At 34.0% G+C, this 23,047-nt stretch carries 16 protein-coding genes, 11 tRNA genes, 1 rRNA gene, 1 riboswitch and 1 other annotated feature; of the genes, 23 read left to right on the top strand and 5 right to left on the bottom strand.

Annotated features, from left to right (window positions below):
* Positions 1-10 precede the first annotated feature (10 nt).
* The 14 genes from rrf to ABWU86_RS04970 all read left to right on the top strand — a co-directional run bounded on the left by rrf (position 11) and on the right by ABWU86_RS04970 (position 4,060).
* Positions 11-127, top strand: a 5S ribosomal RNA gene (rrf, locus tag ABWU86_RS05035).
* Between the two features lie 5 nt (positions 128-132).
* Positions 133-205 (top strand) — tRNA-Asn (locus tag ABWU86_RS05030).
* A gap of 14 nt (positions 206-219) precedes the next feature.
* Positions 220-311: transfer RNA gene (locus tag ABWU86_RS05025), tRNA-Ser, on the top strand.
* A gap of 16 nt (positions 312-327) precedes the next feature.
* Positions 328-400, top strand: a tRNA-Glu gene (locus ABWU86_RS05020).
* Between the two features lie 9 nt (positions 401-409).
* A tRNA-Val gene (locus tag ABWU86_RS05015) sits at positions 410-482 on the top strand.
* A gap of 19 nt (positions 483-501) precedes the next feature.
* Positions 502-576: transfer RNA gene (locus tag ABWU86_RS05010), tRNA-Asp, on the top strand.
* Positions 577-631: 55 nt separating this feature from the next.
* Positions 632-704: transfer RNA gene (locus tag ABWU86_RS05005), tRNA-Phe, on the top strand.
* Positions 705-709: 5 nt separating this feature from the next.
* Positions 710-795 (top strand) — tRNA-Tyr (locus ABWU86_RS05000).
* 1 nt (position 796) lies between these two features.
* A tRNA-Trp gene (locus ABWU86_RS04995) sits at positions 797-867 on the top strand.
* 14 nt (positions 868-881) lie between these two features.
* Positions 882-954 (top strand) — tRNA-His (locus ABWU86_RS04990).
* A 45-nt stretch (positions 955-999) separates the two neighbouring features.
* Positions 1,000-1,070, top strand: a tRNA-Cys gene (locus ABWU86_RS04985).
* Between the two features lie 21 nt (positions 1,071-1,091).
* Positions 1,092-1,175: transfer RNA gene (locus tag ABWU86_RS04980), tRNA-Leu, on the top strand.
* A gap of 80 nt (positions 1,176-1,255) precedes the next feature.
* Positions 1,256-1,341, top strand: a riboswitch (SMK box riboswitch).
* Positions 1,339-2,526 (top strand): methionine adenosyltransferase, encoded by a 1,188-nt coding sequence (metK, locus tag ABWU86_RS04975; RefSeq protein WP_353321711.1) that lies wholly within the window; start codon positions 1,339-1,341, stop codon positions 2,524-2,526. (Overlaps the previous riboswitch by 3 nt.)
* 73 nt (positions 2,527-2,599) lie before the next feature.
* The gene (locus tag ABWU86_RS04970) at positions 2,600-4,060 is read left to right on the top strand and encodes an MDR family MFS transporter (RefSeq protein ID WP_353321722.1); all 1,461 of its coding nucleotides are present in this window, start codon (positions 2,600-2,602) and stop codon (positions 4,058-4,060) included.
* Positions 4,061-4,073: 13 nt separating this feature from the next.
* Here ABWU86_RS04970 and mnmM read toward each other — a convergent pair whose 3' ends face one another.
* Positions 4,074-4,643 (bottom strand): tRNA 5-(aminomethyl)-2-thiouridylate-methyltransferase MnmM, encoded by a 570-nt coding sequence (gene mnmM, locus ABWU86_RS04965; protein ID WP_353321709.1) that lies wholly within the window; start codon positions 4,641-4,643, stop codon positions 4,074-4,076.
* A 108-nt stretch (positions 4,644-4,751) separates the two neighbouring features.
* Positions 4,752-4,961 (top strand) — a binding site (T-box leader).
* Between the two features lie 55 nt (positions 4,962-5,016).
* On the opposite strand from mnmM, the gene leuS reads away from it, so the two are divergent.
* The 3 genes from leuS (at position 5,017) to ABWU86_RS04950 (ending at position 9,893) form a co-directional block, all read left to right on the top strand.
* Positions 5,017-7,434, top strand: coding sequence for a leucine--tRNA ligase (gene leuS, locus ABWU86_RS04960; RefSeq protein WP_293794459.1), 2,418 nt, complete (start codon positions 5,017-5,019; stop codon positions 7,432-7,434).
* Between the two features lie 128 nt (positions 7,435-7,562).
* Complete coding sequence (locus ABWU86_RS04955; protein ID WP_293794461.1) at positions 7,563-9,215, top strand: putative polysaccharide biosynthesis protein; 1,653 nt, start codon at positions 7,563-7,565, stop codon at positions 9,213-9,215.
* Positions 9,216-9,227: 12 nt separating this feature from the next.
* On the top strand, positions 9,228-9,893 hold the full coding sequence (locus ABWU86_RS04950; protein WP_353321706.1) for a YoaK family protein: 666 nt from the start codon (positions 9,228-9,230) through the stop codon (positions 9,891-9,893).
* A gap of 47 nt (positions 9,894-9,940) precedes the next feature.
* On the opposite strand, the gene ABWU86_RS04945 is transcribed toward ABWU86_RS04950, so the two are convergent.
* Positions 9,941-10,765 carry an NAD(P)H-hydrate dehydratase gene (locus tag ABWU86_RS04945; RefSeq protein ID WP_353321704.1) on the bottom strand — a complete coding sequence of 275 codons (825 nt, stop codon included), beginning with the start codon at positions 10,763-10,765 and terminating at the stop codon, positions 9,941-9,943.
* Between the two features lie 115 nt (positions 10,766-10,880).
* Here ABWU86_RS04945 and pepV point away from each other — a divergent pair, with 115 nt between their 5' ends.
* Positions 10,881-12,290 carry a dipeptidase PepV gene (pepV, locus tag ABWU86_RS04940; protein ID WP_353321702.1) on the top strand — a complete coding sequence of 470 codons (1,410 nt, stop codon included), beginning with the start codon at positions 10,881-10,883 and terminating at the stop codon, positions 12,288-12,290.
* Positions 12,291-12,329: 39 nt separating this feature from the next.
* Here pepV and ABWU86_RS04935 read toward each other — a convergent pair whose 3' ends face one another.
* Positions 12,330-12,962, bottom strand: a complete 633-nt coding sequence (locus ABWU86_RS04935; protein WP_293792571.1) for a deoxynucleoside kinase — start codon at positions 12,960-12,962, stop codon at positions 12,330-12,332.
* Positions 12,963-13,069: 107 nt separating this feature from the next.
* Positions 13,070-13,441: a large conductance mechanosensitive channel protein MscL gene (gene mscL / locus ABWU86_RS04930; protein ID WP_293792572.1), complete on the bottom strand. Its 372-nt coding sequence runs from the start codon at positions 13,439-13,441 to the stop codon at positions 13,070-13,072.
* Between the two features lie 139 nt (positions 13,442-13,580).
* On the opposite strand from mscL, the gene ABWU86_RS04925 reads away from it, so the two are divergent.
* On the top strand, positions 13,581-15,308 hold the full coding sequence (locus tag ABWU86_RS04925; RefSeq protein ID WP_353321699.1) for a S53 family peptidase: 1,728 nt from the start codon (positions 13,581-13,583) through the stop codon (positions 15,306-15,308).
* A 27-nt stretch (positions 15,309-15,335) separates the two neighbouring features.
* On the opposite strand, the gene ABWU86_RS04920 is transcribed toward ABWU86_RS04925, so the two are convergent.
* Positions 15,336-15,674: a hypothetical protein gene (locus ABWU86_RS04920; protein ID WP_293792575.1), complete on the bottom strand. Its 339-nt coding sequence runs from the start codon at positions 15,672-15,674 to the stop codon at positions 15,336-15,338.
* A 173-nt stretch (positions 15,675-15,847) separates the two neighbouring features.
* Between ABWU86_RS04920 and ABWU86_RS04915 the strand changes: the two genes are divergently transcribed.
* The 4 genes from ABWU86_RS04915 (at position 15,848) to ABWU86_RS04900 (ending at position 23,037) form a co-directional block, all read left to right on the top strand.
* Positions 15,848-18,109 carry an excinuclease ABC subunit UvrA gene (locus tag ABWU86_RS04915; RefSeq protein ID WP_353321697.1) on the top strand — a complete coding sequence of 754 codons (2,262 nt, stop codon included), beginning with the start codon at positions 15,848-15,850 and terminating at the stop codon, positions 18,107-18,109.
* A 230-nt stretch (positions 18,110-18,339) separates the two neighbouring features.
* Positions 18,340-20,223 (top strand): asparagine synthase (glutamine-hydrolyzing), encoded by a 1,884-nt coding sequence (gene asnB, locus ABWU86_RS04910; RefSeq protein ID WP_293792579.1) that lies wholly within the window; start codon positions 18,340-18,342, stop codon positions 20,221-20,223.
* 32 nt (positions 20,224-20,255) lie between these two features.
* On the top strand, positions 20,256-21,794 hold the full coding sequence (locus ABWU86_RS04905; RefSeq protein WP_353321694.1) for a UDP-N-acetylmuramoyl-L-alanyl-D-glutamate--2,6-diaminopimelate ligase: 1,539 nt from the start codon (positions 20,256-20,258) through the stop codon (positions 21,792-21,794).
* Complete coding sequence (locus ABWU86_RS04900; RefSeq protein ID WP_353321691.1) at positions 21,787-23,037, top strand: carboxylate--amine ligase; 1,251 nt, start codon at positions 21,787-21,789, stop codon at positions 23,035-23,037. The genes ABWU86_RS04905 and ABWU86_RS04900 overlap by 8 nt, the downstream gene beginning before the upstream one ends.
* Positions 23,038-23,047: the final 10 nt, after the last annotated feature.

Genomic DNA, 23,047 nt, shown 5'->3' with positions numbered 1-23,047 from the left:
AGATAAATAGTGTGGTGGCGATAGCTAGAAGGATACACCTGTTCCCATGCCGAACACAGAAGTTAAGCTTCTAAACGCCAAGAGTAGTTGAGGGATCGCCCTCTGCGAGGGTAGGAAGTCGCCGCGCTTTATTCCGAATTAGCTCAGTTGGTAGAGCACCTGACTGTTAATCAGGTTGTCGTCAGTTCGAGTCTGACATTCGGAGTTATAACTGGTCTTGGAGAGTTGTCCGAGTTGGCCGAAGGAGCATCATTGGAAATGATGTAAACGGGTGAATGCCTGTTTCAAGGGTTCGAATCCCTTACTCTCCGTACACCTTACAGTTATGACCCGTTGGTCAAGTGGTTTAAGACACTGCCCTTTCACGGCAGTAACATGGGTTCGAATCCCGTACGGGTCATTTATATTTGGAGGATTAGCTCAGTTGGGAGAGCATCTGCCTTACAAGCAGGAGGTCACAGGTTCGAGCCCTGTATCCTCCATTCCAAATATTTTTGGACTGGTTCGTTGGTCTAGTCGGTTTAGGACGCCTGCCTGTCACGCAGGAGGTCACGAGTTCGAGTCTCGTACGAACCGTTGTTGTCATTGGCAACAATAATTAAATAATTCTATAGCACAACATAAATGGTTTGGCTCGGTAGCTCAGTTGGTAGAGCAACGGATTGAAGCTCCGTGTGTCGGCAGTTCGATTCTGTCCCGCGCCATTTATGGAGGGGTAGCGAAGTCTGGCTAAACGCGGCGGACTGTAAATCCGCTCCTTCGGGTTCGGTGGTTCGAATCCACTCCCCTCCACCATAGGGATATAGTTTAATGGTAGAACAACGGTCTCCAAAACCGTTGGTGTGGGTTCAACTCCTACTATCCCTGTTTATGATGCTATGGCGGTAGTGGTGAAGTGGTTAACACATCGGATTGTGGTTCCGACACGCGTGGGTTCGATTCCCACCTACCGCCCTTTTTAATTGAGAAAATTATTTCTCAGTTGAATACGACTTAAATGGCGGTATAGCCAAGTGGTAAGGCAGAGGTCTGCAAAACCTTTATCATCGGTTCAAATCCGATTACCGCCTTTGGCTTTTTTATTTAAATATGCCGGAGTGGCGGAATTGGCAGACGCGCTGGACTCAAAATCCAGTGATCGCAAGATCGTGTGGGTTCGAACCCCACCTCCGGTACTATGATTAGAGACTACTTTTGGTAGTCTTTTTTGTATTCCTTATTACTTTAAAAATATTTTAAATTATGATATTATTTTAAGAGTTATAAGCGTATTCCCGATAGGATTCACCTTGATAGTGAAGATGCCTTGTAACCAAATGAATAGGGGGAATAAATAAAATGCAAGAAAGACATTTATTTACATCAGAATCTGTTTCAGAAGGACATCCTGATAAAATTGCTGATCAAATTAGTGATGCTATCTTAGATGAAATGTTAAAACAAGATCCTGATTCTAGAGTTGCTTGTGAATGTTCAGTAACTACTGGATTAGTATTAGTTTTTGGTGAAATTACTACCAAGGCTTACGTTAACATTCAAAAAATCGTTAGAGATACCATCAAAGAAATTGGTTATGACAATGACCAATATGGATTTGATGGAAATACATGTGCAGTCTTAGTCGCTATTGACGAACAATCACCAGATATCGCTCAAGGGGTTGACGATTCTCTTGAAACTCGTGATAGCAGTGAAGATGCACTTGATCAAATTGGTGCTGGTGACCAAGGTTTAATGTTTGGTTATGCTGTTGATGAAACACCTGAACTAATGCCACTACCAATCTCATTAAGTCATAAATTGATGAGAAAAATTGCAGAATTAAGAAAAAATGGAACAATTTCATATTTAAGACCTGATGCTAAGGCTGAAGTTACGGTTGAATATGATGACAATAACAAACCAGTATCTGTTGAAACTGTTGTTTTAAGTACACAACATGACCCAGATGTTTCATTAGATAAAATTCGCGAAGACGTTATTAATAAGGTTATCAAGGAAGTTATTCCTAGTGAATTATTAAATGACGACACTAAATTTTTCATTAATCCTACTGGTAGATTCGTAATCGGTGGACCACAAGGTGATGCCGGTTTAACAGGTAGAAAGATTATTGTTGATACTTATGGTGGTGCTGCTCACCATGGTGGTGGAGCTTTCTCTGGAAAAGACGCTACCAAAGTGGATAGATCAGCAAGTTATGCTGCTAGATATATCGCTAAGAACATAGTTGCTGCTGAACTAGCAACTAGAATTGAAGTTCAAGTAGCTTATGCAATTGGTGTTGCAAAACCAGTTTCAATTTCTGTTAACACTTTCGGTACAGCAACTGTATCAGAAAATGACTTAATCAAAGCTATTCGTGAAATATTTGATTTAAGACCAGCTGGTATTATTAAAATGTTAGATTTGAAGAGACCTATCTACAAAAATACTGCTGCTTATGGTCATTTTGGAAGAACAGATGTTGATTTACCTTGGGAACACACTGACAAGGTATCAGAACTACAAAATTTCTTTAAATAGTATATTTAATGTTAAAAACGATTTATTTGTAGATTGATATAAATAAATCGTTTTTATTTTGGAGGTAACGAGTATTAAAAAACAATCAAATAATGTGTTAATCATCTCAATTGCTTTATTCATGGCTACATTTATGAGTGCAATTGAAGGGACGATTGTCTCAACTGCTATGCCAACCATTGTGGGGGACTTGCATGGAGTCTCAATTATGAATTGGGTCTTCTCAATTTATTTATTAACGACTGCAATTTCAACACCTATTTACGGTAAACTTTCGGATCAATTTGGACGAAAGAAAGTATTTATCTTTGGAATATCTATCTTTTTAATCGGTTCCATTTTATCTGGTTTAGCAAATAGTATGAATGTATTAATTCTTTGGAGAGCAATTCAAGGAATTGGAGCAGGGGTTATAATGCCACTTTCTTATACTATTATTGCTGATATTTATTCTGACGAAAATCGTGGTAAAATCTTAGGACTTAATGGTGCGGTATGGGGGATTGCTTCAATTATCGCTCCTTTATTTGGTGGTTACATCGTTGATAATTTAAGTTGGCATTGGATTTTCTTCATTAATGTACCATTGGGAATATCAGTCTTAATAGTATTCATTATTTCTTTTAAAGAAACCAAAGCGTTAGTTAAAAATTCTGTCGATTATTTAGGAATGATATATCTATCATTGTTGCTACTATTTTTAATGTATATTATTCAATTAATCAGTAACCTATCTAATAATTGGCAGCCAATTTCATATTGTACATTTATTTCAATATTATTATTAATTCTGTTCGTTAGAAGAGAACATTGCGCTGATAATCCAATTATTCCAATGAAATTAATGCACAATAGAACATTTGTAGTGCAAAATATTATTGCGTTTTTAATTAGTGGTTTCTTAATGGGACTAGAAGTATATCTACCTGTTTGGACACAAGGTATTTTTGGATATCCAGCCACTGCATCTGGTTTTGCAATCACACCAACCTCAATTTTATGGATTTTAGGGGCTTTCGTTTCAGGATGGCTTCTATCGCGCATGAAACCATTTTATGCAACTATGATAGGATTATTCTTTATTTTAGCTGCAGCTATTTGGGTAGTGCTACTACCATTTAATGTTTCATTTGGTTGGTTCTTTGCGATTGCTGCAGTTTGTGGAATTGGATTTGGAATTACCATTACAAATGGAACTGTTATTTCTCAAAATAGTGTTGATAAAGGCGATATCGGAGTTGCAACATCATTTAATACCTTATGTCGTATTTTTGGGCAAACTTTGATTGTTGCAGTTCTAGGGATTGTAATGAACCGACAACTTAAAATTGGTATTTTACACACTGATGATTCAAATATGGGAATGATTAATAAGCTAGTTAATTTTAAAACATCCCATGAAATTCCGGCCAAATTACTAGAACCATTGAGAACTGTTTTATACAATTCATTGCACAAAGTATTTTGGGTTTGTTTAATAATCATTATTATTGCTGTTTTAGTAAATCTATACGATCGATTATCTGAAAAATAAAAAAATGACAACCTTAATGGTTGTCATTTTTTTGTATCGCAATAAGAATAGGCGGGCAATTAATTTGGTTTATAAACTCGTATTTTAGAACTGAATATTGCTTTTGATCTAATGATTGAACAAAAGATAAGACTTTTTCTTTTTCAATTTCACCGCCTGGGTGACCATAGTATAAGATGATAATTACGATTCCACCGACATTTAGTAATGATAAGCTTGATTGAATTGCTTTGAGAGTTGTTTCTGGCAGTGTGATAACTTCTTTATTACCACCAGGTAAGTAGCCTAAATTAAATATAGCGGCTTGAATATGATCTTCTACATAATTGCTGATATTTTCATGTCCGTCATTTATTAATGTCACTTGATTACTTAGACTGTTTTTATTGATTCTTTCTTGAGTTTTTTGAATTGCTTCTGCTTGAATATCGAATCCAAAGACCTTACCTTGATTACCAACTAGTCTAGCTAAAAATTCGGTATCATTTCCTTTGCCAATGGTTCCGTCTACCACAATATCATTTTCATTTACTACACTTGATAAAAGGGTATGACTATAAGTAACTGATGGTTCTAACTTCATAATAAACTTCCTTTTTATATATTCATTATTGTTATTCTAACACAAATGATAAATGTCCTTGCTTTTAATCTAATTCACTGGTATATTTAAATTAATTTAATAGTCGAAGATAAATTGTTGATACGAAGTATTAGATTAATTATATTTTTCAGAAACTAAATGGTCGTTGCGAATTTAGATTATGATTAATCGAACTAGTCGTTGAAATCTTAATTGAAATGGATAGTAGGTTAAGACGTATTCCGCGTTAAGGACTTAAGTTGCATCTATTTAAAATAGATGAAAATTAGGTGGTACCGCGGTATATTCGTCCTATAAGCATATTAAGCTTATAGGATTTTTTTATTCGACAAAAATAAATGGAGGCATTATTATGGCATACAATCACAGTAAGATTGAAACAAAATGGCAAAAGTATTGGGAAGAAAATAAAACTTTTAAGACTACAAATGATAAAAATAAAGATAACTATTATGCACTAGATATGTTCCCATATCCATCAGGTCAAGGACTTCACGTTGGTCATCCTGAAGGATATACTGCAACAGATATCATGTCTAGATTTAAGAGAATGCAAGGTAAAAACGTCTTGCATCCAATTGGTTTTGATGCCTTTGGTTTGCCTGCTGAACAATATGCTTTAAAGACAGGTAATCATCCTGGTTCATTTACACAAAAAAACATCGCTCACTTCAGAGAACAAATCAAGTCACTTGGTTTTTCATATGATTGGGATAGAGAAGTAGATACTACTGATCCTGAATACTACAAGTGGACACAATGGATTTTCGAACAACTTTACAAAAAAGGCTTAGCTTACGAAGATGAAATTGAAGTAAACTGGGCTCCTGATTTCATGGGTGGAACCGTTGTTGCGAACGAAGAAGTTATTGATGGTAAAACAGAACGTGGTGGATACCCAGTATACCGTGTACCAATGAAACAATGGGTTTTAAAAATCACTGCTTATGCTGACAGACTTATTGATGATTTAGAAGAATTAGACTGGCCTGAAAGTATCAAGGAAATGCAAAGAAATTGGATTGGCCGTTCTAAGGGTGCTAGTGTATTCTTTGATGTTGATGGTCATGACGAAAAAATCGAAGTATTTACTACAAGACCTGATACTTTATTTGGTGCCTCATACATTGTTTTAGCGCCAGATCATGACCTAGTTGATAAGATTATGACTGATGATAAAAAAGATGCTATTGAAGCATACAGAAAAGAAGTTTCTACTAAGTCTGACCTTGAAAGAACTGATTTGAATAAAGACAAATCTGGTGTATTTACAGGCGCTTACGGAATCAATCCAATTAATGGAAAACAAGTTCCAATTTGGATTGGTGACTACGTTCTTTCTTCATACGGTACAGGTGCAATTATGGCTGTGCCAGCTCATGATGACCGTGATTACGAATTTGCTAAGAAATTTGATTTACCAATTAATCCAGTTATTGAAGGTGGAAACATTGAAGAAGAAGCCTTTACTGGTGATGGTGTTCATATCAACTCAGATTTCCTAGATGGAATGAACAAAAAAGAAGCGATTGATGCAGTCATTAACTGGCTAGAAGAACATCATGCAGGGAATGCCAAAACTAACTACCGTTTACGTGATTGGATTTTCTCACGTCAAAGATATTGGGGTGAACCAATTCCAGTAATTCATTGGGAAGATGGGGAAACTACTTTAGTTCCTGAAGATGAATTACCATTAGTATTACCAGATACTGATAACATTGAACCATCTGGTACTGGTGAATCACCATTGGCTAACATCGATGACTGGGTTAATGTTGTTGATGAAAACGGTCGTAAAGGTAAACGTGAAACTAACACAATGCCTCAATGGGCTGGTAGTTCATGGTACTACTTGAGATATATCGATGCTCACAACGATAAAGAATTAGCAGATCCAGAATTACTAAAAGAATGGTTACCTGTTGATTTATACATTGGTGGTGCAGAACATGCCGTTCTTCATTTACTATATGCAAGATTCTGGCACAAAGTGCTTTACGATTTAGGCGTAGTTCCAACTAAGGAACCTTTCCATAAGTTAGTTAACCAAGGGATGATTCTTGGAACTAACCATGAAAAGATGTCTAAGTCTAAGGGAAACGTTGTTAACCCAGATGATATCGTGGACGAATTTGGTGCAGATACATTAAGACTATATGAAATGTTCATGGGTCCATTAACTGAATCAAAACCTTGGAGTACTGAAGGATTAAATGGTTCAAACAAGTGGGTTAACCGTGTTTGGAGATTATTAATTGATGACGATGACAACTTACGTGATCGTATTACTACAGTTAATGACCATAAATTGGATAAAGTTTATAACCAAACAGTTAAAAAGGTTACTGATGACTTTGAAAACTTAAGATTTAACGTTGCTATTTCAAGTATGATGGTATTTGTTAATGAATGTTATAAACAAGACAGCTTATACCTAGAATACATGGAAGGCTTCGTTAAATTACTTTCACCAATTGTTCCACATATGGCTGAAGAACTATGGAACAAGTTTGGTCATGATGAAACAATCACTTATGCTCAATGGCCTGAATTTGATGAATCAAAATTAGTTGATGATGAAGTTCAAGTTGTTGTTCAAGTTAACGGTAAAGTGAGATCACACATTAAAGTTGCTGCTGATGCTTCTAAGGAAGCTACACAAGAAGTTGCAATGAATGATGAAAAGATTAAAGAATCAATTGAAGGAAAAACAGTCCGTAAGGTAATTGTTGTTCCTGGAAAAATTGTAAATATCGTTGCTAACTAATAAAAAAAGAGAGATAATCTATGATTATCTCTCTTTTTTTGTGGAATTAAGTACTATGAGAGTTGCTTACTATTAAAATATTGATTAAAATGGACAAGTTAGAGAAATTTGAAAGTGGGAATTGCGATATGCAAAATCAGGAAAATAATTTGAATGAAGATATAGCACAAGATAAAATGCTTAAAGGTTCAGCATGGATGACTGCTGGAAGTGTTTTTTCAAGAATTTTAGGTGCTTTATACATAATCCCTTGGAACATGATTCTAGGGGGGCTTTATTTACAAGCTAATGCATTATACGTTCAAGGATATAATGTTTATAGTTTAATATTAATTATTTCAATTGCGGGAATTCCATCAGCAATTGCTAAGCAAGTGGCACATTATAACGCACTAAACGAATATGGGGTCAGCGTTAGGCTTTATAAACGTGGTGTTTTACTATCTGTAATTATGGGGATAGTTTGTGCCTTGTTCTTATACTTTTTTAGTCCATTAATAGATAATGGTAATCCTGATTTAATCCCCGTTATGCGTTCATTATCTTGGGCTGTTCTAATCATTCCAACAATGAGTTTAACTCGTGGATATTTCCAAGGATTTCAAGATATGGCACCATCTGCATTATCACAATTTGTAGAACAACTATTTAGAGTTATATACATGTTAATAGCAGTATTCTTTATTATTAAGGTGCTAAGAGGTAGTTGGGTAACAGCCGTATCACAATCTACATTTGCGGCTTTTATTGGAGCTTTAGCCGGATTATTGATTTTAGCTTGGTACTACTTCAGACGACGTAAATATTATCGTAGTTTAGTTCGTAATAGTAATAATCAGCTTCATGTCAATGCAAATAAATTATATTTAGAAATCATTCAACAAGCTGTTCCATTTGTTATTTTAGGAGCAGGAATTTCAATTTTTCAATTAATCGATCAATACACATTCTTTAACATTATGCATGTTGCCACTAGCGCATCTAACAAAGTATTGGATCAATTGTATGCAATTTTCGCAGGTAACGCTAATAAGCTAATTATGATTACAATTTCATTAGCATCTTCAGTCGCAATAACTGTTGTGCCATTGTTATCTGAATCGTATACACGAGGCAATAAAAAAGAAATTAGTCACCAAGTGTCTGCAGGTTTTGTTTTATTTTCATTTATTATGATTCCTGCAGCATTAGGAATGACTGCGATTGCAGGACCATTGAATAGATTATTTTATACCAATGTTAATGGAGCACTATCAGCAAACGTTTTAGCGTTTTCATCAATCGTTTCCATCTCATTTGGTTTATTTACTGTTTTAACTGCTATGATGCAAGGAATATCACAAAACAAGGTCGCTGTTAAATACTTTGTATATGGTGTTATTGCTAAGATAGTTAGCCAATTCCCAATGGTTTATTTCTTTAAGGAATTTGGTCCGTTATTATCATCAGCAATTGGATTCATGGTGGTTAATATGCTAATTATTAGTTCATTAGACCGTCAATTTAAGTTTAGAAATGATAAGATGTTATCTCAAATCAATTGGATTATTCTATTTTCTCTAGTAACATACTTTGTTGCCATTACAGCAGTATATGCTGGTAACTTATTGGTTAGTTTGGGAATGAACCAATATGGCAGAATTGGTAGTGGAATTGTGGTTGCATTTGCTTCATTACTTGGAGGCTTGGTATATGTATACCTTGCTTTGAAGAGCAGAATTGCAGACACTGTTTTAGGACATAAAGCAGAGACACTTAGAAGAAAGTTACACATTGGATAGGAGAAGATCATTTTGAAGCCCAAAGACTTATTTATGCATCCCTTCACAGCTATCTTATTAGCTATTATTAGTGGAAGCATTGATGCATATTCATTTGTTGAACATGGTGGGGTATTCGCAGGATTACAAACCGGAAATACCATCTTGTTAGGAATCAGCATCAGTCACTTTAACATTGCAGCGATTGTTAAGTATCTATTTTCAATCTTGCTTTTTGTATTAGGGATAGTCTTAATTAAATTGATGCAAAGAAATTTGAAAGACGATTGGTTAAGAAAAACCATTATAATTGAATATGAAGTGGCTATCATTTTAGTGACAGGATTATTCGTAAACGAATTACCGGATGTATTGGTGGTTGGTTTGCTATCATTGGTAGCAGCTGCCCAATTACAAGAGTTTAAACTCCTAAAAGGAAATGCATTTAATCCTTTGATGATGACAGGTAATCTAGGAAAAATTGCCAATAATGTTTATTTAACAATTGTTGATGGAAACGAAAAAGCAAAATCATTACTAATCGACACGATTATGATTTACGTTAGCTTTGTTTTAGGAGCAATTTTTATGGGAATATTAACAAACATTTTCCATGAATACGCCGTTCTATTTATTTTAGTTCCGCTATTGATGGTTTTAATATTTGGCTATGTATTCAAAAATAATGAAATAGATTAATAAAAAAACACTTTCGATGGAATATCATTGAAAGTGTTTTTTAGTGGCTAATTTTCGAATTTTTTCATAAATTGAGGGATATGATCGCTAATTTGAGTAGGTAAAACCACGTATTGATTTTTAGCTAATTTGTCAGCGATAAAACTATGAGCGTAGACAGCTGAAATTACAGCATCTTCAGTGTTAGCAAATTGAGCTGTGAACCCAGCAATCATTCCGGCGAGGGTATCACCCATTCCACCAGTAGCTTGGGCAGGAGTCCCACCTGGATTAACCCAAATATGATTGTTAGAATATACCTTAGTATGATGTGATTTTAATACTACAGTTGAATGGAGTTCATTCACTTTGTCTTGATTGTTTTTATCATTTTGATCTGGTATTGCTATATCGGATAATCGTTGCCATTCCATTTGATGGGGAGTGAAGATGATTTTAGCATCTGGTAATGGTAATTGATGATTGGCAATAATTGTTATAGCGGAGCCATCAATAATTAAAATTTGTTGATTATTAATTTGTTGGAAGACTTGTTTTACAAGTGAAAGACTATAATCATCGGTACCCAGGCCAGGACCAATTAAAATGACATCAAAACCACTAATCATGGATTGAAGTTGATTGGCATCGTGATAGTCAACAAACATTGCTTCAGGGATAATGTTATGAAGGCTATCTAAATTAAGAGTATCAGTAAAAGTAGTGGTTAAACCAGCACCAGAATATATACAGGCTTTACTGGCCATAATCGCTGCGCCACCGAAGTTTTGATTGCCACCGATGATACATACTTTCCCAAAAGTTCCTTTATGACTATTGTTGGGACGTTTACGAATTGTTCGTTTTACAATATTAATTGATGGATTAAACAATTTAGATTCCTCCTTACGTAACAAATTCAGTATATCACTAAAAAAAGTAAACATCATTGATGTCTTTTCGGTATAGTATGCTAAAATAAATTAAAAGATAAGGGAGGATTTTCAAATGACTAACTGGGATCAATTAGCAAAAGATTACAAAGAAGATTATTTAAAAGATCTAAAGGAATTAATCGCAATCGATAGTGAACGTAATGATGCGGAAGCTACTGATGAATTTCCTTTAGGACCAGGTCCAGCAAAGGGATTACTAAAGTACTTAGAAATTGGTGAACGTGACGGTTTTAAAGTCAAGAACTTAGATAATTTAGTTGGATACATAGAATATGGGACTGGTGATAAGACATTTGCAATTTTAGTACATGCTGATGTTATGCCAGCCGGTGAAGGTTGGAATACAGATCCATTTGAAATGACAATCAAAGATGGTAAGGTATATGGTCGTGGTACATCAGATGATAAAGGACCCGGTCTAGCTGCTTACTATGGTTTAAAGATGATGAAGGATCAAGGAATTGAACCAAATTGCAAGATTCGTTTTATTATCGGTACCGATGAAGAAAGTAATTGGACAGGGATGAAACATTACTTCGAATTAGAACCAGAACCTGACTTTGGTTTCTCTCCTGACGGACAATTCCCTGTTATTAATGGAGAAAAGGGTAACACTACTTTTGAAACTACCTTTGGAAATCAACAAGACGAAAGTGCTGATTACTTCTTAGAAGATTTCAATGCTGGTCTTAGAGAAAACATGGTTCCAAGAGATGCCTTCGCTGAAATCAAGACATCATTTAAGGATCAAATGGCTGAAGAATTCTCTACTTTCATGCAAGACAGAAAGTTAGATGGTGGTTCAGAAATTACAGAAGAAGGAATCAGATTACATCTAATTGGTAAATCTGCTCACGGAATGGAACCACGTAACGGTGTTAATGGTGGTACCTTCATGGCTAACTTCTTAAGAGGATATGATTTCTCTGGAGACGCTAAAAACTTTATCAAATTCGTTGCTGAATTCTTGCATGGTGATTCTAGAGCTAACCGTATTGGCGCAAGTCATACCGATGAAATTATGGGCGATTTAACTATGAACGTTGGTATTTTGAAGTTCAACCCAACTGATGGTGGATTCGTTAACACTAACTTCAGATATCCAAAGGGTATCACTGTAAAAGAAATTGGTGACCACTTAACAGAAGCTGCTAGAGTGATGGATGGAACTGTTGAAAATACAGATGACATGGAAGCTCATTATGTTGATCCAAGCCAACCAATCGTTAATAAGTTATTAAATGTTTATAGAGAACGTACAGGTAAGACTGACGCTCAACCAGGTGTTGTTGGTGGAGGAACTTACGGACGTTTAATGAAATATGGAGTTGCTTTCGGTGCAGATTTCCCATGGACTGAAAACACAATGCATCAAGCTAATGAATACCAAGTAATTGATGATTTATTACTAGCTATGGCTATTTACGGTCAATCAATTAATGAATTAGCAACTTTAGAATAAAAAATAAAAGACCAATCACAACCGTGATTGGTCTTTTTGTTATCTAATTTTTTTAAGTTCTTCGTCAATTTGTGCAAGCACAATATCAACATTTTTGTCATCAGATAAATCGTATTTTTGTAAGTCCAGTTTCATTTTAGGACTTTTATCATATTCTTCATACCATTTCTTGTAAGCTTCCCACATGTGGAAATAGTATTCTTTTAGTTTTGGATCATTATCGAATTGTTCATAATCTCTTCCACGTTTTTTAATACGGTGAAGGATAGTTTCGAAGTCAGTTTCAGCATATACCATCAAATCAGGAGCTTTTTTTGGTAACTCGTCTAATTCATCCATCATTTTATCTAGAAGTTCTAGATAAATTTTAAGTTCCATGTCTGAAATATTACCTTCAGCGTTATTTTGCTTTGTGAACAACGCATCTTCATAAATAGAACGGTCTAAAATGTTGTTATCGTCTGATAACGCTTGTTTGATCATTGAAAAACGTTTATTTAAAAAATAGATTTGAAGCAAGAATCCATATTGTTCTGGATTATTATAATATAAAGGTAGAACAGGATTTTCTCCAACTGGTTCGTAAAAAGCGGTTGTGCCTAAATGTTCAGCAATCTTACCAGTTAAAGTAGTTTTTCCTACTCCAATCATTCCAGCTGTAATTATCACCATATTAACTCCTCATTTAGTAATTAGTAATAACTATTTTATCATATTTTAAGTATCAACTTAATATCAAAAAAATAAAACCTGCGTGAGAATATCACACAGGTTTTTAATTATTTATTATTTTGTTGGTCTTTTAATAGGTCACGGATTTCTCCTAATAATGCATCAGTCTTAGTGTCCTTAGGAGTGGTATCACGTTTTGCTAATCGGTTATATGTTCTCACGATAAGGAAGACAACGAATGCGATAATTAAGAAGTTAATTAAGTCATTGATGAAACTTCCAACTAAGAACTTAGCATTACCAACAGTAATTACAAAACTTGATAAACCAATTTGACCAGTGAAGATACCAAGGATAGGGTTAATAAAATCAGCAGTAAATGATTTTACGATAGCTGTGAAGGCAGAACCAATGATTACACCAACAGCTAGGTCCATAACATTTCCCTTAGCAATAAAGGCTTTAAATTCTTTTAACAAATGATAAACCTCCCTTCAATTTATATCTATCACTAATCTTAACATAAAATTTCTAAAGAATTGTTTAAATTCATATACTTAAGACTTTTTTAGGAATATCATTATTTCATAGGCGGTGAGAATATTGAATTTAAAAAAGATGATTTTTAGTTTCACATTAGTGCTTTGCTTCGCGGGGATGCTATATGTGCAGGAAGCAAATCATGTTACAGCATTCGGTAAAACAAATAAAAGTAGCCAATCTAGTTTTACAATCGTTTTGAAAGATCAAAATAACAATGAATTGGTCAACTATGTGAGTCAACCAAGAACTAACTTTTTATCAACGAAAGAATTCTCCCGTAAATATGGACAATCAACTACAACCATAAATAAAATAAAAAAATACTTGGCTAGTCATCATTTAAAAGCAAAAGTATATCCTGGTAATTTAGTTATCAAAGTTACAGGAGCAAAAAATAATATTGAAAAAGCTTTTCATTTCAATCTGATTAAGGAAAAAATTAATAAAACCTATGTTACTAAGCCCAATAAAACACCGAAAATGGCTAATAGTTTAGACCAAAAAATTAGTGGGATAATTGGATTAAGTAATTATGATCACTTATCAAGCAGTAGCCAATCAAGTAGCTTTGGCGTAAAAAGAGGTCCATCTGATTTTATAAAACGTTATCATTTGCAAGACACGATTAATAATAAGTCCCATAAAGTCGCTAACATTGGCATTATTTCTTTTGGTGGATTTAGTAAGAATGATATCAAAGCATTTTGGCAAAAGATGGGAATCAAGAATTCATTAAATCGGATTCATGTTTATACAGATTCAAATAAAGATAATCAAAAATTAAGTGATGAAACCACGATGGACATTCAACAAGCTAGTTCAATTGCTAATAATGCCAATATTAATGTCTATTTAGCTCAACCCACAATATCGGGAATGATTAATAGTTTTGCTAATGCAATTGGTAGTAATAAGTCCGATAGTATTTCATTAAGTTGGGGGATAAGTGAAGCAGAAATTGAACAAATGATTGATAATAAGATTCTGCCGGATAATTATAATGACATTATCAACGAAATTTTACTTCAAGGAGCTTCACAAGGCATAAGTATCTTTAATTCAACTGGTGATAATGGTGCATATGATGGGATTCAAAGTGGGATTACCAAACTTACCGTTGAAACACCAGCTTCATCCCTATACATTACAGCAGTGGGAGCCACCACAGTTCCCACTAAATACAATGTGAATGGACATGTGGTTAACGTTAGTAATGAACGTGTCTGGTCTAACGATTTTCTTTATCCATACTTTAATTCCATCGAATTATATAACGCTAACCAATCAACTTTCTTGGACAGTTATTTTGTAGGTAGCGGGGGTGGATTCAGCAAATTTAATGCGACACCTGATTATCAACAAAATGTATCAGGAGTTAACTCATATCGTGCAATTCAGCACTGGGACATGTCAAAAGGCGTGGCAAACCAATTAGCGACTCCAAAAGTATTAACGGGAACAAGTAGTGGAAGAAACTTGCCTGATATAGTTGCTAATGGCGATCCGCAAACGGGTTACTCAGTTTACTATAATGGGAAGTGGTTAATAGATGGTGGAACCAGTATCGTTGCACCGCAGATAGCAGCGGTTAATGCAATCTATGTAAGTAAGTTGAATCGTCGATTAGGATTGTGGAATCCAAGAATATATTCATTAGCTCAATCTAACAATTCGCCATTTAATCCACTGTATGGTGACAATGAAACGAACATTTATTATGCTCCTCAAGATAATAAGATCTACAATCAAGCAACTGGATTGGGAACTGTTAACTTTGACAAATTATTTAATTTAATAAAATAAAAAAGGACTTCATTTGAAGTCCTTTTTTTAATCGACTGGTTCGCCGATTCTTTCAAGCATTTGTTTAGCAATTAGTGCATGTTTTGAGTATTTCTTTAGTTGATAAGTCATGATTTTAGTAGCGGTTAATTTTTCAAAAGCAGCACTATAATCGATTGCGACTGTATCTGCAGGAATCTTGATTGGTTTTAACATACGTTTTTTGAACGCTTGTCTTGATTCTTCATAAGCGGTGTGTAGTTTTTCAACTGTTTCTTCAAAGTTGTGAGAAATTAAAGACTTGGCAAATCTGAAGTCCTTGCCTTTATATTTATTACAGATAAACATTACTAAACATAGCATTTGTTCTTTCTTTGGTTCTGTCATAATTTCATCTTCTTTCTGTATAGGTTACCATTAATTTTATTATAGTATTAAATTGATTTAATATACTATCAATCAAGATAATTTTATAAATTCTTAACTATTAAACAAGATAAATGCATTTGATACTAATAACTACTATAATGAATACCATCAGTGAATATAGGAGGATTGAAATGTCAAAACAAGATTTTATCGAGGTTCACGACGCTTTTCAAAACAACTTAAAGCACTTAGATATTAGTATCAAAAAACATGCTATTACTGTCTTTACCGGTTTATCTGGAGCAGGGAAATCATCATTAGTATTTGATACAATTGCTGCCAACTCAAGAAGAGAGTTGAACGAAACTTTTCCTAGTTTTACGCAACAATATCTTCCTAAATATGGAGCTCCTCATGTTGGTAGAATAGATAATTTACCAGTTGCAATAGTCATTCAACAAAAGAAAGTGGGTAAAAATCCAAGATCTACATTAGCTACATATACAGGAATTTATTCACTTCTTAGATTACTATTCTCAAGAATTGGAAAACCTTTTGTAGGTTACTCAGATACGTTTTCATTTAACTTACCACAAGGGATGTGTGATCAATGCCAAGGTTTAGGATACGTTGACCACATTAATCCTGATAAAGTAATTGATTACGATAAGTCACTTAACGAAGGTGCAATCACTTTCGTTAGTTTTGGTCCAGGAACATGGCGTTGGAAGAGATACGCTTATACTGGATTGTTTGATAATGATAAAAAGATAAAAGATTATAGTGATGAAGAATTGCATGATTTATTATATGCACCACAACATCATTTAACTGATGCTCCAAAAGAATGGAAGAAATCCATTTTATATGAAGGAGTTATTCCTAGAATTAAAAGATCTATTATTGAAAGTAAAGAAGGAGAACATCACAAAGAAGCTATTAGTGAAATTGTTACTAGAACTGATTGTGATAAATGTCATGGAACTAAGTTAAGACCAGAAGTTTTAACATGTCTAATTAACGATAACAACATAGCAGATGTTCTTAAAATGGATTTAAACCATGTGATTGAATTTTTAGATAATATTGATGAATCACTTGTGGTGGATTTAATTAGAGAATTAAGAACCAAGATTCAATCTTTAGTTGAATTAGGATTAGGATATTTAACCCTTGATAGAAGTACTGATACTTTATCTGGTGGTGAAACACAAAGAATTAAGATTGCCAAATACATGAATAGTTCCTTATCTGACATGGTTTATATTCTAGATGAGCCCAGTGTAGGACTACATCCCGCAGATATAAAACTAATCAAGCATGCCCTTAAGAAATTAAAAGAAAAAGGCAATACTGTCTTGGTGGTTGAACATAGCCCTGAGTTAATTCCAATTGCTGATAATGTTGTCGAAATTGGACCTAAACCGGGTAAAGATGGGGGAAATATAACTTTTGAAGGAACTTATCAAGAGCTATTAAATAGTGACGCAATTACTGGGAAATTATTGAAAGAGCCATTAAGTTTTAAACCGAAAAAGAAATTCTCTGATTATCTAAAATTAGAAAATGTAAATATTCATAATTTAAAAAATGCGAATGTTGATATTCCATTAAAGGCACAAACAGTTATTTCGGGAGTGGCTGGTTCTGGAAAGAGTTCATTAATTCAAGCTGTAAAAGATCAGTTAACAGATGATTTTATTGATTTAAGTCAAGATGCAGTTGGGGTTAATATTCGTTCTACACCAGCAACTTATTTAGATATATTAGATCAAATTAGAAAGATCTTCGGTGATAAAAATAATGTCTCCAGACAACTATTTAGCTATAACGGAAAAGGTAAATGTCCGCTATGTAAGGGTCGAGGGGTTCAAATTACTAATATGGCATTTATGGATCCAGTTATTCAAACTTGTGAAAAATGTCACGGAAAAAGATATAGTGATGAAGCACTTCAATACACTGTTAATGGATTAAACATCGCGGAAGTATTGAACTTATCTATCAATGAAGCAATTAACTTTTTTGATGACTATGCTGAAATCAGGGATAGATTATTAAATATGAAAAAAGTGGGTCTTGATTACTTATCACTTGGACAATCATTAGATACGTTGTCAGGTGGAGAAGTTCAAAGACTAAAATTGGCTTTACAATTAAACAAAACCGGTACGGTTTACTTGTTAGATGAACCTACTGCTGGGCTTCACATGAATGATGTATCTACAATGACTAATTTGTTTAAAGAATTAGTAGATAAAGGAAACACCTTAATTATCGTTGAACATAACTTAGCAGTGATTAGTCAAGCTGATTGGATGATTGATGTGGGTCCTAAAGCAGGTCGATACGGCGGTAAAATCCTTTATTCAGGGACACCTGAAGATGCTTTAAATGTAAAAGATTCAATTACAGGTTCAGCAATGGCTGAATATAATCAAGAAAGAAGATAGAGAAAAGAATGTTAAATACATTCTTTTTTATTTTTAGGAAGATTTTTCTGGACAGATAGTGTGATATGATTATACTTAATAATATTAGTTTGTGTACTAACTAATTTATTGTGATGACTAAAGTACCATTTTTATAGCCTAAATTAGTAATATTTTGGTACAATGAATTTAGTACAATAAAAAAATAAATCAATCATTTAATAATAAAAAAGCTAAAGGGGAATTTACTTATGTGTGGATTTTGTGGATATGTAAACCAAAAAGACGTGCCTAACGACACAATCAGCAAGATGGCTGATAGAATTAAGCATCGTGGTCCTGATGATGAAAAATACTTCCAAGACGATAAGGTCTCAATGGGATTCCGTCGTTTATCAATTATTGATTTAGCACACGGTGGTCAACCTCTATACAGTAAAGATAAGAAAAAAGTACTTACTTTTAATGGTGAAATTTACAACTATCAAGAAATTAGACAAGAATTAATTTCAGAAGGTTGGGAATTTGAAACTGATGTTGATTCAGAAGTTTTAATTAGAGGATACGAAGCATGGGGTCCTAAGTTACTAGATAAACTTCGTGGAATGTATGCATTTGTTATTTACGATAGTGCAAACAACGAAATCTTTGGTGCCCGTGATCATTTTGGTATCAAACCACTTTACTACTATGATGATGGTGAAGCATTTATGTACGGTTCAGAACTAAAAGCATTTATGTCAAACCCAGCATTCAAAAAAGAATTAAATCTTAGCTTATTACCAATTCATTTAAGTTTCGAATTTATTCCATCAGCTGAAACTTTATTTAAGAACGTATTTAAAGTGCTTCCAGGAACTTACTTTGTTCATCATATTGATGAAAAGAAGACAGAAACTCACAGATACTACAAGTTTAACTATGATCACATTGATAACAGTCAAACTGTAGAAGAAGATGCTGAAAAAATTGAAGCAATCGTTAAAGACTCAGTTAAAGCACATATGATTGCTGACGTTGAAGTTGGTAGTTTCTTATCAAGTGGTGTTGACTCAAGCTACGTTTTAAATGAAGCATCTAAGTTAAAACCAATTAAGTCATTCTCATTAGGTTTCGATGATCCTAAATTTAGTGAACTTTCATGGTCAACTGACTTTGCTAACCAAATTGGTCAAAAGAATACACCAATTAAGATTACAGGTGAAGATTACTTTAACTTCTTACCTACAATGATGTATTACATGGATGAACCATTATCAAATCCTTCAGCTATTCAATTATTCTACTTAGCACAAGGTACTAGTAAAGAAGTTAAAGTTGCTTTATCTGGTGAAGGTGCTGATGAATTCTTTGGTGGATACAACACATACTTGGAAGCTATTCCATTTGAAAGATACCAAAAGTTTGTTCCATCATTCATTAGACAAGCACTTGCTAAGATGGCAACTAAGATGCCTAGATTCCATGGTCGTCGTTTCTTAATTCGTGGTGCTCAACCATTGAGTGAAAGATACTACCGTGTTAACTATGTATTTAACTTTGATGACAGAAATAAACTATTGAAGGATCCATCATTAAACGTTGATTCTGGTGCATATTCTAAGTACATCTTTGATGAAGTAGCTGATAAAGATGAAATGACTCAAATGCAATACTTCGATATTAATACTTGGTTACCTTTCGATATCTTACAAAAGGCTGACCGTATGAGTATGGCTAACTCTCTTGAAGTTAGAACTCCACTTGTTGATAAAGAAGTGGCTGCATTTGCTTCAACAATGCCAATTAAGACTAGAATCAATAAAGAAGGAACTAAGATTTCATTACGTAAAGCAGCTGAAAGAGCTCTTCCAGATAAGGTTGCAATGAAAGAAAAACTTGGTTTCCCATCACCAATTGCTTCATGGATTAGACAACCAGAATTCCATGAAAGAATCGTAGAAGCCTTCACATCAGATGTTGCTGAAAAATTCTTCAATACTGACGAATTATTAAGAATTCTAAAGGAACATGATGAAGGTAAGTCAAGTATGCAAAAGATCATGACTCCATATCTATTTATTTTATGGTATGAAGTATACTTCCCAGAAGATACTAATGCTGATACTATTAACAAAGTACAACTACAAGCATAATTTTGAAATCTCGACGTTAGGAAGTTAAAACAATGAATCTTGGAATTGATGAAATTAAGACAATACTATCTGAACATGGACTATTGGAAAGTGTTACGTTAGCTAATAGTACTTCATTTAATGAGGTGACTTACGATTCCAGAAATGTTAAAGATAATACTTTATTCTTTTGCAAAGGTAACTTTAAGCCAGAGTATTTAGCGATGGCCAAAAAGGCCGGTGCAACCGGATATATAGCGGAACAAAGCTATAGTGAAGGTATTGGTTTAACGCAAATTATTGTAAATAACGTGCAGAAGGCAATGTCTCTAGTAGGCGCTGCCTTTTACTGCTATCCTCAGAATAATTTATTTACAATTGCATATACTGGGACTAAGGGAAAAACAACATCTTCATACTTTGCAAAAAGTATTTTAGATAAACATAACAACAATAAAACGGCTTTAATTTCAACAATTGATACAGTTGTTGGGAATGAACCATCACAACGATTTAAATCGCATTTAACAACTCCAGAATCACTAGATTTATTTAAATACATGAGAATGGCAGTTGATAATGGGATGGAAAGTGTTGTCATGGAGGTTTCTTCACAAGCATATAAAAAGCTTAGAGTATATGGGCTACACTTTGATGTGGGAATATTTTTAAATATTTCACCAGATCATATTGGGCCTAATGAACATCCCAACTTCGAAGATTACTTGCACTGCAAGGAACAATTAATGGTTAATTCTACTTACTGCATAATTGATGCAGATACTGATTATTTAAATGACGTTTACGAAGCAGCAAAAGCTACTACAGATCCAGATAAAATTTACCTATTTAGTCGTAAAGGTGCTAATGTTGATCAATATCAAATGGATTTTGTTTTTAACAGTATTTCTGACACTGTCGACAAAAATGAAATTCAATTAGATAGTCAAACTGATAAGGCTACCGGTCTAAATATGGATGGACAATATTATATTAATGTTGTTGGTGATTACAATGAAGCAAATGCAGTTTCAGCCATTATCGCAACGGCGATTGATGATGCTACTAGTCAAGATGCTAAAGCTGGACTAAGTGAAGTTGTGGTTCCGGGTAGAATGGAATCGTATGCAGCTGATGAACATGGGATGGTTTACGTTGACTATGCGCATAATTATGCAAGTATGCATGCACTTTTAAGTTTTCTAAAAAATAATAACAAAAACGGTAAGGTAATCGTTGTTGTTGGAAGTCCTGGAAATAAAGGTATTGATCGTCGAGAAGGTTTCGGAAAAGCGTTATCTGAAAATGCTGATATTGCATTTCTTACAACTGATGATCCAGCCTTTGAAGATCCTAAGGATATTATTAATGAAATTGATTCACATATTGATCATAAAAAAGTTAAAGTCGAAATTGAATTGGATCGTAAGGAAGCAATCAAAAAAGCTATTTACGCTGGAGATAAAAATGCTATGATAGTAGTTGCGGGTAAAGGACGAGATCCTTACCAAAAAATCAACGGAGTAGATACACCATACGAAACAGATCCCGTTGTAGTTCAAAATGTTTTGAAAGGGATAAAACATGAATAATTCAAAATTAGACTTTACGGTCATTTTATTAGGTAGTGATTTTAACGCCTACGGAATGGCTCGTTCATTATATGAAAAATATCAAACACCTGTAAAAGCATATGCTGAAAGAAGCTTAGCTCCAACCAGATTCACAAAGATTATCGATTTAACACTAATCGATGGATTTAGTGAAGATCCTGTTTGGATTAATTCTATGTTAGAACTAAAGAAAGAGTATGCAACGCATAGTGAACCAGTTATTTTAATTGGTTGTGGAGATGGATACGCTGAATTGATTTCTAAGCATAAGAACGAATTAGAAGATGTTTTTGTTTGTCCATATGTTGACTATACTTTAATCAAACAATTAAACAGTAAGGAAAACTTTTACAAACTATGTGAAAAATTTGACTTACCATATCCAAAAACCAAAATTATTAGCAAAGATGATTTTGAATCTAATGATACAATCGAACAACCATTTGGATATCCAGTGGCATTAAAGCCAACTAATAGTGTTGAATGGTTAGATGTTCATTTTGAAGGTAGAAAAAAGGCATTTATCATTGAAAGCGAAGATGAATTCAATGATATTGTAAAGAAAGTCTACACTAATGGATATACATCAGACTTAATTCTACAAGACTACATTCCAGGTGATGACAGTAACATGCGCACCTTGAATGCATATGTTGATAAAAATCATAAGGTTAAAATGATGTGTTTAGGGCATCCTTTATTGGAAGATCCAACACCTTCTAACATTGGTAACTATGTTGCAATCTTGCCAGAATATAATGAAAAACTATATTCAATGGTGCAAAGTTTCTTAGAAAATATCAACTATGTTGGTTATGCTAACTTTGATATGAAGTATGACACAAGAGACAATACCTTTAAGTTGTTTGAAATTAACTTAAGACAAGGAAGAAGTAGCTTCTTTGTTAGTTTAAACGGATATAACTTAGCTGATTGGGTTGTACAAGATTACGCATATAACAGCCTTGAAAATCAAGATGTAGTTTATGCAAATCAAGATAAAACAAAACGCTATCTATGGTTAGGCCTTGGTAAAGACGTATTTAAGAAGTATGCTAAATCTAACGCTGACAAAGAGTTTGCTTTGGAACTAATTAGAAAGGGTCAATACGGAACTACTTTCTGGTATGACAAAGATAAGAGTTTCAAACGTTGGCTACTAGATGTTTGGATTAAGCATAATTATGCTAAGAATTTCAAACGATACTTTAGCGAAAAATAAGGATGATAAG

Source organism: Apilactobacillus pseudapinorum, assembly GCF_040369555.1.
Taxonomy (GTDB): domain Bacteria; phylum Bacillota; class Bacilli; order Lactobacillales; family Lactobacillaceae; genus Apilactobacillus.
This window is presented reverse-complemented; position numbering and strand designations above follow the sequence as displayed.